A 13,940-nucleotide genomic window follows, 5' to 3' on the forward strand; every position below is an offset into this window, starting at 1 on the left:
CCGCTTTTTTGTTTATAATGCGTCAGCCGGCTGATTGTCGCGATATAGCGTGGGGCGGGGGGGGGGCGGCCCGGAAAGAGCCCCCCCCCCCCCCCCGCGGCGGTTGACAAAGCGCGGCGCGGACCGCAATCTCGGCGCATTCACCCGGGGGGTCCCGACAAGGGGCTGAGATTCTGATAGCCGGACCGACAGGTCCGTGCAGCGCAGTGACCCGATGAACCTGATCCAGTTCATACTGGCGTAGGGATGGTGTTCGGGCTGCGCGTCTCCGGTAGAGACTTTTACGGCGTGTTTCACGCGGCCAATCTCCATTCATTACCGGGAACTGGGTCTCCACGCTTCGAGCACTGGAGGCTCCGACCAATGAAAGACCTTTTCCCAACCGTCACCACGGGTCCGCTGCCCGCCTCGCGCCGCGTCTGGCACCAGGGGGCGCTCAACGCCGATATCCGCGTGCCGATGCGCGCGATCGATGTGCATCCGACAGCAGGCGAACCGCCTGTCACCGTCTATGACAGTTCCGGCCCCTATACCGACCCGGAAGCCGAAATCGCCATCGAACGCGGCCTTGCGCGCCTGCGCGACGCCTGGATCGCCGCGCGCGGCGACACCGAGCAATATGACGGCCGCCATGTGAAGCCGGAGGACAACGGTTTCGCCGAGGGCAAGCGGCTGGTGCCGGAATTCCCGGTGCGGCACGCACCGAAACGCGCGAAGAATGGTCGCGTCGTTACCCAAATGGCCTATGCCCGCGCCGGTGTCGTGACCCCGGAAATGGAATTTGTCGCGATCCGCGAAAATCTCGGACGCCAGGCGGCAAGGCAGGCAATGGAACGGGACGGCGAAGCCTTCGGCGCCGAGATCCCCGATTTCATCACGCCTGAATTCGTACGCGACGAGGTGGCAAAGGGCAGGGCGATCATCCCCGCCAACATCAATCATCCGGAACTGGAGCCGATGGCGATCGGCCGGAATTTTCTGGTCAAGATCAATGCCAATATTGGCAACTCGGCCGTCACCTCCTCCATGGCCGAGGAAGTGGAAAAGATGGTCTGGGCGATCCGCTGGGGCGCCGATACGGTGATGGATCTTTCCACCGGCCGCAACATCCACAATATCCGCGACTGGATCATCCGCAACGCGCCGGTTCCGATCGGGACGGTGCCGCTTTATCAGGCGCTGGAGAAGGTCGGCGGCATCGCCGAGGACCTGACATGGGAGGTTTTTCGCGACACGCTGATCGAACAGGCAGAGCAGGGGGTGGATTATTTCACCATCCATGCCGGCGTGCGGCTGCATATGATCCCGATGACGGTGAACCGTGTCACCGGCATCGTATCGCGCGGCGGCTCGATCATGGCCAAATGGTGCCTGCATCATCACCGCGAGAGCTTCCTTTACGAGCATTTCGATGAGATCTGCGACATCGCGCGGGCCTATGATGTCAGCTTCAGTCTTGGAGACGGGTTGCGGCCCGGTTCCATCGCCGATGCCAACGACGAGGCTCAGTTCGCCGAGCTGGAGACGCTGGGGGAGCTCACGCAGATCGCCTGGGCGAAGGATTGTCAGGTGATGATCGAGGGGCCTGGCCACGTGCCGATGCACAAGATCAAGGCCAATATGGACAAGCAGCTTGCGACCTGCGTGGAGGCGCCCTTCTACACGCTCGGGCCGCTGACCACCGACATCGCGCCGGGCTACGATCATATCACGTCCGGCATCGGGGCTGCGATGATCGGCTGGTTCGGCACGGCGATGCTCTGCTACGTGACGCCGAAGGAGCATCTCGGCCTGCCCGACCGCGACGACGTGAAGGTCGGCGTCATCACCTACAAGATCGCCGCCCATGCCGCCGATCTCGCCAAGGGGCATCCGGCGGCGCGGATCCGTGATGACGCGCTATCGCGCGCGCGGTTCGAATTCCGCTGGGAAGATCAGTTCAACCTCTCGCTCGACCCGGAAACGGCGCGCTCGATGCATGACGAGACCCTGCCGAAGGAGGCGCACAAGGTCGCGCATTTCTGCTCCATGTGCGGGCCGAAATTCTGCTCCATGCGCATCAGCCACGATATCCGGGCGGAGGCGCAGAAGGAGGGAATGGAGAAGATGGCCGAAAAATTCCGCGACGGCGGAGACCTGTATGTCCCGCTGGAGGAGGCCAAGTAAGGCTGCCTCCGTGATAATTGCCCGCCGGCCGTGGGCAGAGCCACGGCCGGCGCGCTGCACTGCCAGTCATATCGTTTAACACTATGGCCTTGCGGGCGGGAATGGTTCCCGCCCGCAAATCTTGTTTTCCGGGATCAGAACTTCACCTGGAGCCTTGCGTTGACGCCGTTGTAGCTGACGTCGTCGCCGAACTGGCCCTGGTAGGACACGCCGATCGTGGTGTTGGGCGACAGGTCGAAATCGAGGCCGGCCTCGACCACGGCGGCATCCTCGGCAACGGCGACGCCGGTGATGGCGAACGGCGTGGAGCCCGCAAAGGCCTGCGTGACGGACGGCGTGATGTCGCCAAAGGCATGACTCCAGCCGATCATCCCGCTTGCCTTCGCCCGCGTCTGGCCGAGCATGAAGTCGGAGGAGACGCGCACGCCCACGGTGGTGAAGGTCGTGTCGGAGCTGCCGCTTGCGCCGCTCAATGCCGCTGCGCCGCCGCTTTCGCCATAGCCATCCGTATCCAGATTGACATAGGCGAGGTTGGCGAACGGCTCCAGCTGAACGTCGGAGAGATCGAACTGATAGCCGAGTTCTCCGAACGCCTGGAAGGTGCCGGCGTCATAGTTGCTGTCGAGCGCATTCGTAAGGCCCGGGATGTACACCGAACGGCTGGTATCGATCTGGTGCCACCTATAGGCGAGACCCGAGCGGAAGCCGAGACCGCCCCATTGCGAACCGGCATAAAGGCCGAGCGAGTAGTTGTCGCTGGAACCCGACGACGCGCGGTCATCGCTGTCGAAGCTCGAATGGCTGTAGCCGGCGAGCGCGCCGACGCGCCAGGTTTCGGCAACCGGGATGTCGACGCCGACAAGCAGGCCGCCCGTCGCGCTGTCAAGGCCGGCGGCATTGGCGTTGCCTTCGAACTTGTTCCACGCTCCGAAGCCGCTGGCCCAGGCGGCGATGCCGTCTGCCTGGTCGGGCGCTGCAAGGTTCGCCCCGTCCGGCCCGTAAGCCAGAACCGGCGCCGAGGATGCGCCGACCGTGCCGAAGGCTGCCCGCAGGCGATCCGCTTCCGCGCCGCGGACGATGCCGCTTTCTTCGATCAGCGCGGACTTGACCGACGCATGGATCTCGCCGGAAAGCTGATCGAAGCCGTTGCGGATGAAATCGGGATCGTCCGGCAGCATGACGATCGCGTCATAGAGCGCGTTTCCTGCGGTAAAGCCGATCGATTCCACGCTTGCCGCCACGGCCGCCTGGTTGGCGGTTGCCGCCAGCGACGCGAAATCGCGGTCGTTGCGCTGCAGCTTCAGGCCGATCTCGCTCGTCCCGTAGATGAAGTCGGGCGTCAGGAACGCGAAGTCCGAGGTGACGCTTGCGAACTCGCCCTCGATCGCACCGGCCGAGAGGATGGTGTAGGTCGAGCGCGGATCGTAGACGCCGTCAAAGCCGATATGGGCGAGCGTCCCGTCCAGCGAGGCCTTGCCGGTCACCGTCACCGCGTCGCTGCGGCCGCTTTCCGGATCCACTTCGACCGCGAAGATCGAGCCTGAGGCGAAAGCGAGGTCGCCGTCGATCGTGAGCGTGCCGATGGAATTGCCCGGCGAAAGCGTACCACCCGCGGCGATTGCGACCAGCGAGCCCGCACCGGAGCCGATCGTGCCGGAACCGCCGAGAACAGCGCCGTCATTGACGGTCAAGCTGCCGCCGAGCTTGCCGACGCCGTTTTCATCGCCCACCAAGAGCTTGCCCTGGTTGACCAGCGTGGTGCCGGCAAAACCGGAGCTGTCGGCCGTCAGGAGCAGGGTGCCCACGCCGCGCTTTTCAAACGTGCCCTCGCCGGAGAACGTCTTCAGAGCGGTTACCGGAACCGTCGGATGGGAGACATCGATCCAGCCGCGGCCGTCGAAACGGATGGCCTTGTCGAGCGACGTGATCGGGCCGGTCCATTGCGCCCAGTCATCGTCGGGTCCAGCGGTGCGGATGCCGCCATTGTCGAGCGTGATCAGGCCGTCGGTCGAGCCGAGCGCGGCGCTCTCGTCGATCGCCACGGTTTTGCCGGCGGTGACGACGATATCGCGGAAGCGCTCGTGATCGTCCACGCACATCGCGCGGGCGCCCTGAAGCGAAAGATGCTGTGCGTCCGCGCAGTCAAGCGCGAGCTTGAGAGGGGCGAAGGGATCGTTTTCGAAGTCGAGCCCGGTTTTCGCCGAAAGCGCGGCGCGCACGGCCGGATCGTTGAGGCCGAGCGTTGCGACAAGCTCGTCCCAGGCCGGGTTTTCCGGCTTGGTTTCGAAGGCAAGGTCCTCATCGACATACTTCATGAGGATATCGCCCCATTGCTCCCAGCTCATGTCGCTGATGCTGCCGATGCCCGGGAATTCGTCGCGATGCGCCTGGAAATAGTCATCGAGGACGTTGCGGAAGAATTCCGGATTGGAGGTGTCCGTCAGCTTGTCGAGGTAGGCCTTGTAAACCGCCTGCTGTTCGGCGGGCACGTAGAGGGCAAGTTCCTCCTGGAAGGCTTCCGGGTCGTGACGGTCATAGACCGCGTTGGCGAGCAGGAAGCCGAGGCGGTCCTCGGTGACTTCCGGGGCCTGCGCATAGATCGGGCGGCCATCCTCATCGGAAAGCTGGCCAAGATAGACATCGGTGCGATGATTGTTGCGGGACAGCCGGAATTCGCCGGCGCGCTCTGCAGAATCGCGCGTGTTGGCGTCGAAGGTCAGGCGGACCTTGCCGCTGTCGTCGCCGATCTCCTCGACATTGGGGCCCTTCCAGCGGATTTCGTGGGCGAGCGGCTCATGGTCAGAGAGCGCGTGACCCTCGTCCGTCGTGCTGATGTCCTGGTCAAGAACGCCGCCGACATAGCGATCGTCTTCGGCGTCCGTCAGTTCCCACCATTTGGCATAGGGGCGCGATGCGATGAAGTGATCGATCTGGGTGCGGCCCCAGGACGGCCATTTGAAGGCCTCGTCGTCTTCCTCGACGCTCGGCCATGTGGTGCTGCCGTCGGCCAGCTTGTGGGGGGCGAAGCGCTCGCGATCCTCGGGGTTCTGCAGGATCTGGTACTGCTTCTTCAGAAGGTTCATCGTGTAGGGCGTGTTGCCCGCCACGGGATAGGTCTCGTCGGTGAACAGGCCTTCCGGCATGGTGTCGGACTTGCGGTTGATATAGGCTTCGGCGGCGGCGTATTTTTCAGAGCCGATGGCATGATTGCGCGCGACATATTGCAGCGCCCAGGCCTTGTGGTCCGCATTGCCGGTCTCGCGCGCGCGCTTCATCATGAATTCCTGCTGAACCACTTCCAGCAGACCGCGCTCGGAGATGTCGCCCGCGTTGAAATCGCCGGTCATGATAATCGGGCTGGCCTTGCCTGCGGCCCAGTCGTTCAGCTCATGGGCTTCGCGGTTACGATGGAGAAAGGCATCGTCGCGGTAGTCGAGATGCTCCGTCGCGATGATCGTCTGCGAGCGGCCGTTCTCGCCGCCGACAACCACGTGAACCGGCTCATCGGTATTGCTGTAATCGATAATGTCCTTGTCGCGCCATGCAAGGCCGGTGTCGCCCTTCTCGTGCAGCGAATAATCGCCGGCGCCAAGGTCGGCCATCTTCTTCTGGATGTCGACGCCGTAGCTGTTGCGGTATTCCTGGATCGTGATGAAATCGTAATTGCCCGACGAAAGAAGGTCGGCGGCTTCGGGAATGAGCGTCGATGCCCCCCAGGTGTTCAGGGAGATGATGCGCAGCGCATTGTCTTCGGCCTGAGCCGGAACCGCGCTGACGGCCAGCAGCGAAACGCCGCTCAGAAGGCCGAGCATCTTGCCTGAAATATGCGCGCGGCTTCCCAGCCGCTGAATGATACCATTCATCGGGTATTCCTTTCGTAATCGGAACGCTATGAAATTTCGATTTGCGTCGTCAGGTTAACATGTTTCGAAAGCGACATATAACCCCCGTATATGTCATATTTACAACATTTTTATAGATTCCTTGCGTACACGCCCTCGGTGTTTCAAAAAGGGGGCACAGAATCGGAAATGGTGCTGGAGGTGGTGTGGACGTGGAAAGCAACGGAGAAGAAAGAAAGAAGGAAAGCCGTCAGTCGTCGATACTGCGATTGATGGAGAAGAACTTCTATATCTCGGTTGAGGAGATTTCCGATTTCTTCACAGTGACCACGCAGACGGCCCGGCGCGACATTCTTGCGCTTGAAAAGGCGGGCCGCGTGCGCCGTCTTCATGGCGGCGCGGTTCTTGTCGGCCCGCTGGAGGAAACCGTCTACCGCCGTCGTCGCGTTGACAATGCGGAGCAGAAGCAGCGCATCGGCGAGCTTGTCGCCGATCTTGTGCCCGATGGCGCGTCGATCTTCATCGATTCCGGCACCACCTGCGAGGCGATCGCGCGCGCGCTGTCGCGCCGCAACCATCTCAGGGTTCTGACCTACAGCCTCAGGGTGGCGACGATCCTGAACGAGAACACCAATTTCACGCTCGCCGTCCCCGGCGGTTTCGTGCGGCCCATCCATGGCGGCATCTTTCAGGAAGAAACGCCCGAATTCATCCGCAACTTCAAGTTCGACAGTGCGATCATCTCGGTGAGCGGCATCGACAATGACGGCGACCTCTGCGACGACGACCATGCCGAAAGCGTGGTGGCGACGGCGGCGATGGCGCAATCGCGCCGCACGCTCGTGGCCGTCGACAGCAGCAAATTCGGCAAGCGGGCCATGGTGCGGCTGGGGTCGATCGCCGATGTGAACACGCTTGTTACCGACACCATGCCGGAGGGCGATATCCGTCGTCTTCTGGATGAAAACGACGTCGAGATCGTTTGCTGAAGCGCGGCGGAAGCGCCCCGCCGGCCGCTTTTCCGCTGTCCGTTTCATGTCCTCGAGGCCGATGTGTTTTCGAATACTTCCGTGGCGAGCGTCTGGATCCCCGGAAGGCAGACATCGCAGAGAGGCTGCAACACGTCGCGCGTTCCCGTTCCCGTCAAGACGCCGACCTTGAGGCCCGCCCCGCCAGATATCGCCATGTTCATGTCATGGGGGTTGTCGCCGACGACCGCGGTCTGCGCGGGGGAAAGGCCCATCGCCGCGCAAAACGCCAGCAGCATGCCGGGTTCCGGTTTGACGCCGTAGCCGCTGTCATAGCCGGCGATGAAATCGATCCATGGCGTCAGCGAAAGGCGCTCCACAAGACTTTCGATTGCCGCCTGGCTGTCGCTGCTGGCGATGCCGAGTTTGAAACCGCGCTCATGCAGATTGCGAAACAGCTTGACCAGATTGGTGACCGGAACGGCGTCGGAGACTGCGGCGGTAAACAGCGTATCGAGCGCGGCGGTCAGTTCGCCAACGCTGAAACGCGCGCCGGCCTCGATCCAGGCTCTGGCGATCTCATCGGTATTGCCGGCGGCCAGCAGGCTGTTTGACGATGTCAGTCCGCTTTCGGCGTCCATGCCGCCAACGCTGAGAAGATGCGCGGCAAGCGTCGGATCGCCGCTCGCGGCAAGCTCGGCGGCGGCCCGGTTGATGGGCGCCCATGTGCGCTGGTAATCGAGAAGGGTGCCATCCTTGTCGAAAAGGATGGCCTTGATGGGGGAGGCCGTCATGGCGTTTTCCGCTCTTATCTTATGAGATTTACGTCTCTGACGCCGGCGAGCCGCATCAGCACGCGCACGACGATCAGGCAAAGCACCACGATCCCCATGATGCAGACCGAAAAGGCGGCCGCCTGGTTGATCGCGCCGCGATCCGACAATTGCAGCACCGAAACGGAGGCAAGCTGGGTCGAGGGAGTGACGAGAAAGATCACCGCCGAAAGCGAGACCATGGAGCGCATGAAATAGAACACGCCTACGCCCAGAAGGGTCGGCCACACCAGCGGCAGCGTGACCTTGCGCAAGGTCGTCATCGAGGTGCCGCCCAGCGTCGTCGAGGCCTCGTCAAACGTCGCGCCGATCTGCTTCAGGCTGGTCGATGAGATCAGGAAGGCATGGGCATGGTTGTAATAGACCTCGAGAATGACGATCAGCGCAAAGGTGCCGTAAAGGAAATTGAGCGGATTGTGGGGGTCGTTGAACACCAGGATATAGCCGAGACCGAGCACGATGCCGGGCACGGCGGCCGGCAGGATCGCGAGAAACGACAGCGGTCCGGTCAGCGCCGTCTTGAACTTGTGCACCACAATGGCGCCGAGCCCCGTGACGACGATGCCAACAATGGCGGTGGCGAATGCCACGAAAACGCTGTTCCAGAGCGGATCCGTGCCGTTCTGCACGTCGAACCGGTAGTGGCGCAGCGTGAAGCTCATATTGTATGGCCACAGATGCACGAAGCTTGCGAACACGACGATGGCGACGACGGAGACGATCAGCCCTGCGACCACATAGGCATAGAGCGAGAAGAACAGGTCGCGCCGCGCCGAGGGTTTTGGCGTCAGGGGGCGGGACTGTTCGGTGACCAGTGCGTGCTGGCGCGCGGTCATCCGCTTCTCGATCAGCTTGGCAAACATGGCGGGCACCAGCAGCGCCACGCCGATGACCGCGCCGAGGCCGAACTGGGCCTGGCCGATGACCTGATTATAGACTTCCGTCGCCAGCACGTTGAAATCGCCGCCGATCACCATCGGATTTCCGAAATCGGTGATCGCCAGCATGAAGACGATGAACAGCGTGGCCGCCAGCCCGTAGCGGGTGGCGGGCAGCGTCACATCGCGGAAAATCCGCAACGGCCCGGCGCCGAGCGCCTCGGCGCTCTCATAAATCCGCGCATCCGCCACGGCGAGCGCGGCCGACAGGATCAGGAAGGCATAGGGAAAGGCATAGAGCGCGTTGGCAATGGCAACGCCCCAGAAGCCGTAAATGTCGAGATCAAAGCCGAGATAACGGTTGAGGATCCCGTTGCGTCCCAGAAGCAGGATCAGGCCCTGCGCCTGCACCAGCGACGGCGCGAACAGCGGCACCAGAACCACGATCCTGAGCAGCCATTTGCCGGGGATGATCGCGCGCTGAAGCGCATAGGCATAGCCATAGGCAACCACCACCACGATCGCCGTGGAGGTGAGCGAGACCAGAATGCTGTCGCCGACAAGCTCCCAGAACCGCATGGTCGAGAAGGTGGCAATGAAGTTGCCCAAGCCGAGACCGTCGGGGGTCTCCAGGCTGCGCATCAGGATGCCGAGCAGCGGCAGCAGCAGGAAGATGATCAGGAGGGCGGCGACGAACAGCGTCATCGCCCAGACGCTGGCGCGATCGGCGATATCCGTGCCGCGGGCAGGGCGGCTTGTTGTCTGTGCGGCGTTGCTCATGCAAGCACCCTCAGGGCTTCGGCCGGGATGACGATGCCGAGGCGCTCGCCCACTTTCGGAACCGCGCTCGCGCCGTGCAACTCGACGCTGATTGGCGCCTTGGGCTCGGCATCCGTCACCACCTCGACGCGGGTGATATTGCCGAGATAGGTGACGCCGGAGACGGTTGCGGGAAGCGTGTTGTCGCCGGCGGCGTCCGTGTCGGTCAGGGAGATCATTTCCGGGCGCACGCCGAGGGCCGTTATATGGTCCGCCGTGTGAGCACTATCCGCCAGGTGAAGCGCCACGCCGCCGAAGCTCGGCTGCATGCGCGCGTTCTCATCCAGCCGCAATATGTTCATGCGGCCGATGAAATCGGCGACGAAGGCGGTTTTCGGCTCGGCATAGAGTTCGCGCGGGGAGCCGATCTGTTCGATGCGTCCCTTGTTCATGACCACGACGACATCCGCCATCGCCAGCGCCTCTTCCTGATCGTGGGTGACCATGATCGTGGTCAGCTTCAGGCGCTGCTGGAGGCTGCGGATTTCCACGCGCAGTTCCTCGCGCACCTTGGCATCAAGCGCGGAGAGTGGTTCATCGAGGAGAAGCAGCGACGGATCGGGCGCGAGTGCGCGCGCCAGCGCGATGCGCTGCTGCTGGCCGCCCGACATCTGCGCCGGCAGTTTGGCGCGGTGATCGGCAAGGTGCACGAGGTCGAGCATCTCGTCGACGCGGCCGCCGATCTTGGCCTTGTCCCAGCGCCGGCATTCGAGGCCATAGCCGACATTGCGCGCCGCGCTCATATTGGGAAACAGCGAATAGGACTGGAACACGACGCCGAAATTGCGCGCCCGCGTTGGCACCGCCGTCAGATCCTCGCCGCCGAGCTGGATCGTGCCCTCGTCCGCGTCTTCAAGCCCGGCGATGACGCGCAGCAGCGTGGTCTTGCCGCAGCCCGAAGGCCCCAGAAAGCAGACAAAATTTCCGTGCGGGACATCGAGCGTGACGTTGTCGAGTGCTGTCAGCCTGTCGAAGCGCTTGACAAGGTTGCGGATCGAAAGGTCCATCGCGCGTTCTCTCCTGATGCGGGTTTGGGCGTGCGGGCCGGGGAAGGGCGATACCCGTTTCCCCTGGACGCACGTAAAAGCAATCAAATTGAATTGGTCAGCCGAAGCTTGTCTCCGCCGAAATGCGTTGGGCGGAAACGCCGGCGGGCATGACCGCCCGCCGGCTGCGTTGTCGTCGGGGAGGACTTAGCGCTCGTAGCGCTCCTGCCAGGTGTTGATGATTTCCGTGCGGTCTTCAGCCGCCGCGCGGAAGTCGACCGGGAACAGGGCGGCCGGGACATCCTCGGGCAGGCCGGCGGAAATGAAGCGTTCCGGCACATCGCCGCCCGGAACCGTCACGATCGTCTTCCAGTCGTAATAGGCCGTTGCCGCTTCCGGGCTGAGCGTCCAGTCGAGGAAGCGCTTGGCGGCATCCTTGTGCTCGGAAGATGCGACCAGCGCATTGCCTTCCAGCTCGTTGCCGGCGCCTTCGGACGGCACGACCATGGTGATCGGATAGCCTTCCTCGATGTTCTTGATGGCGCGCATGGCGTAGGAAGCGCCGACGGTGTATTCGCCCATCGAGGCGACATTGCAGGGGCGGGAGCCGGACTTGATGTACTGCGCGACATTCTTGTCGAGCTTGTCCAGGAAGGTCCAGCCCTGGTCTTCGCCCATCATCTGCAGCAGTGCGTCGATCTGGATATAGCCGGTGCCCGAGCTTGCCGGGTTGGGCATGACGACTTCATCGGCAAAGGACGGGTCGGTCAGATCGGCCCACGAGGTGGGCATTTCCAGCCCCTCGGCCTCGAGGCGTTCATTGTTGACGCAGAAGGCGGCCATGTAGCCGGTAACCGCGAACCACTTGTTGTCGGGGTCGCGGAACTGCGCGGGAACGGTATCGATGCCCTTCGGCTCATAGGCTTCCAGCGTCTCCTCGATCTGCGGGTTGACCATGGAGGTGACGGCAAAGCCCCACAGCACGTCATGCTGGGGATTGGCCTTTTCCGCGATGATGCGGGCGGCGAGATCGCCGGTGGAGAGCCTCAGAAGATTGACGTCGATATCGGGCATGGCCTCCTTTGCCTTTTCAAGAAAGGCCGCGGCTTCATCTTCTTCGTAGGACGTGTAAACGGTGATCGTCTCGGCGAAGGCAGCGCTCGAGATCAGCGCGCCGGTGAGTGCGCCAAGCGTCAAAAAACCAAATTTCTTCATCTTCGTTCTCCTTTGTACCTGAAACGACATAAATGTTCGTTTTAAGACATTTAGTCATTGAAAATGAACGTTTGATGACAATAAGGCGATTTTCCGTCGGTTACAAGACCCCAAACGGGAAATGGTGAGTCGCCCTGTTTTCTATAGGTTGTATTGCCGGCAGACCGGACAGCGTTTCGCGCGGCGCGCCGGCGACTGGCTGGTCATATCGCTTGGCGAGGGGGCGCGGCGGACGATCGAGGCCTTTCGCGAAACCGTTGAAAGCTGATAGCCTGAGTATGCGCCCGGAAAAACGGGCGCCGCTTGGAGCATTGGACAGTGGTAACGATCAAGCCGGCCGGCGATCAGGCCGTGACCGTGGAATTGGACGACAGGATCGACGCGGCTGTTAACGCCCGCGTGATCGCGCTCGCCGACGCTTTGAAGGCGCGGCCGGTGGAAGGGATTGTCGAGACCGTTCCGACCTACCGCTCGCTGCTCGTCTATTACGATCCCGCCCGCATTCGCGGTGCGCAACTGACGCCGCTGCTCCGCGAACGGGCTGAGCATCTTGCGGGGGACGGAGACGCCGCTCGCCGCCATTTCCGGGTGCCGGTCTGCTATCGGGGCGACGACGCGCTCGATCTCGCCGACCTTGCCGAAATCAAGAATATCAGTCCTGAAGAGCTGATCGCGCTCCACACTGCTGCCGATTATCGGGTCTACATGATCGGGTTCGCGCCCGGCTTCACCTATCTCGGCGGCCTGCCGGAGGCGTTGCACACGCCTCGTCTCGCGGTGCCGCGCCAGAAGGTGGCGGCGGGGGCGGTTGGCATCGGCGGCGCGCAGGCGGCGATCAACTCGCTGCCCGGGCCCAGTGGCTGGCGCTATATCGGCCGCACGCCGCTGCGCCTGTTCGATCCGGAGCGCGCCGAGCCCTCCTTCTTCCGCGCGGGCGACATGATCCGGTTTTTCGAGATCGGTGCCGACGACATGGCGGCGCTGGAGCGTCGCGCGGCTTCGGGCGAGGCCATTGTGGAACCGGAGGCGGTATGAACAGGCTTGAGGTCGTCAGGGCCGGGCTCATGGTCTCCGTGCAGGCACGCCCGCGCACCGGCTATCTTGCGGCTGGCGTCTCGCCCTCGGGCCCGATGGACGAGGCAGCCTTTCTGATCGCGCAGGCGCTTGTCGGCAATGAGGATGGCGCGGCGGCGCTGGAATTCGCCCAGTTCGGCGGCAGCTATCGCGTCGGCGCGCCCTGCATGGTGGCCGTCACCGGCAGCGCCGCGCAGGTGACGATCAACGGCCGCGCCATGCCGCTTTGGGAAAGCCATGCGCTGCGGCCGGGCGAAACGCTGGAGATCGGCCCGATGAGGGGGGCGGTCTGGGGCTATATCGCCTTTTCCGGCGGTATCGCCGTGCCTGAACTGCTGGGTTCGCGCGCCACCCATTTAAGAAACGCGATGGGCGGGTTTGAGGGCAGGGCGCTCGCCGATGGCGACCTGCTGCCGCTCGGCGACAGCGAACTCGCCCCGCCGCAGAGGCTGACGGAGATTTTCCACTATCCGCAAGGGCCGATCCGGATCGTCGCCGGGCCGCAGGACGATCGCTTCGATGCCCGGGCCTGGGCGCTGCTTCTCACCGAGCCGTTTTCCGTCTCCAGCCGGCGCGACCGGATGGCGAGCCTGCTCGACGGGCCGCTGCTGCGCGCCATCGGCGGACACGATATCATTTCCGATGCAACGCCCGCCGGTTCGATCCAGGTGCCGGGCTCCGGCATCGCCACGGTGCTGACGGCGGAACGGCAGACGACCGGCGGGTATCCCAAGATCGCCACGGTGATTTCCGCCGACCTGCCGCGCCTTGCGCAGATGCCGGCCGGCAAGCCGTTCCACTTCGTCCGTATCGGCCAGGACGAGGCCGAGGATCGGCTTCTGGCGGAGCGTGAGCGGGTCGAGGCCGCGATCCGGTCGATTGCGACGCCGGTGTGAAGGGCGACGGTTAATGGAAACGGGGAGCGTTGCCCCAAGTTTGTTGACAAAGCCCGCCCAACTCTCAGCCGTCATGCTCGGGCCTGTCCCGAGCATCTAAGCACGTATCGACACGACAAGCGTCTCGGGCAAAAATTCGCGTTGAATCCAATCCGTTGCGAAACGCCAGCTCCGCTCGTGTGGTGCGGTGGTTAGATCCTCGGGACAAGCCCGAGGATGACGTCCGTAAAAAAGGTCAGGCTGTAATACCCTCCAGCAACGTC

General features: G+C 63.2%; 9 protein-coding genes and 1 riboswitch. Of the genes, 4 read left to right on the forward strand and 5 right to left on the reverse strand.

Annotated features, from left to right (window positions below):
* Window positions 1-135 precede the first annotated feature (135 nt).
* A riboswitch (TPP riboswitch) is annotated at window positions 136-265 on the forward strand.
* A gap of 98 nt (window positions 266-363) precedes the next feature.
* A complete protein-coding gene (thiC, locus tag V6766_RS00005) occupies window positions 364-2,166 on the forward strand; it encodes a phosphomethylpyrimidine synthase ThiC (RefSeq protein ID WP_448462387.1) in 1,803 nt (600 codons plus the stop codon).
* A 134-nt stretch (window positions 2,167-2,300) separates the two neighbouring features.
* Here the strand turns inward: thiC and V6766_RS00010 are convergent, their stop codons facing one another.
* Complete coding sequence (locus V6766_RS00010) at window positions 2,301-6,029, reverse strand: autotransporter domain-containing protein (RefSeq protein WP_448462389.1); 3,729 nt, start codon at window positions 6,027-6,029, stop codon at window positions 2,301-2,303.
* A 191-nt stretch (window positions 6,030-6,220) separates the two neighbouring features.
* Between V6766_RS00010 and V6766_RS00015 the strand changes: the two genes are divergently transcribed.
* A complete protein-coding gene (locus tag V6766_RS00015) occupies window positions 6,221-6,997 on the forward strand; it encodes a DeoR/GlpR family DNA-binding transcription regulator (RefSeq protein WP_448462391.1) in 777 nt (258 codons plus the stop codon).
* 44 nt (window positions 6,998-7,041) lie between these two features.
* Here the strand turns inward: V6766_RS00015 and V6766_RS00020 are convergent, their stop codons facing one another.
* The 4 genes from V6766_RS00020 to V6766_RS00035 form a co-directional block, all read right to left on the reverse strand.
* A complete protein-coding gene (locus V6766_RS00020; RefSeq protein WP_448462393.1) occupies window positions 7,042-7,770 on the reverse strand; it encodes an HAD family hydrolase in 729 nt (242 codons plus the stop codon).
* A gap of 14 nt (window positions 7,771-7,784) precedes the next feature.
* Window positions 7,785-9,467: an ABC transporter permease subunit gene (locus tag V6766_RS00025; RefSeq protein WP_448462395.1), complete on the reverse strand. Its 1,683-nt coding sequence runs from the start codon at window positions 9,465-9,467 to the stop codon at window positions 7,785-7,787.
* Complete coding sequence (locus V6766_RS00030; protein ID WP_448462397.1) at window positions 9,464-10,513, reverse strand: ABC transporter ATP-binding protein; 1,050 nt, start codon at window positions 10,511-10,513, stop codon at window positions 9,464-9,466. Before V6766_RS00030 ends, V6766_RS00025 begins: the two co-directional genes overlap by 4 nt.
* A gap of 186 nt (window positions 10,514-10,699) precedes the next feature.
* Window positions 10,700-11,707, reverse strand: a complete 1,008-nt coding sequence (locus tag V6766_RS00035) for an ABC transporter substrate-binding protein (RefSeq protein ID WP_448462399.1) — start codon at window positions 11,705-11,707, stop codon at window positions 10,700-10,702.
* Window positions 11,708-12,025: 318 nt separating this feature from the next.
* Between V6766_RS00035 and pxpB the strand changes: the two genes are divergently transcribed.
* Together pxpB and V6766_RS00045 are read left to right on the forward strand one after the other, a co-directional pair.
* Window positions 12,026-12,742 carry a 5-oxoprolinase subunit PxpB gene (pxpB, locus tag V6766_RS00040; RefSeq protein WP_448462401.1) on the forward strand — a complete coding sequence of 239 codons (717 nt, stop codon included), beginning with the start codon at window positions 12,026-12,028 and terminating at the stop codon, window positions 12,740-12,742.
* Complete coding sequence (locus V6766_RS00045) at window positions 12,739-13,677, forward strand: 5-oxoprolinase subunit C family protein (RefSeq protein ID WP_448462404.1); 939 nt, start codon at window positions 12,739-12,741, stop codon at window positions 13,675-13,677. The genes pxpB and V6766_RS00045 overlap by 4 nt, the downstream gene beginning before the upstream one ends.
* Window positions 13,678-13,940 lie beyond the last annotated feature (263 nt).

The sequence above is a fragment of the Martelella sp. AMO21009 genome (genome assembly GCF_053484295.1).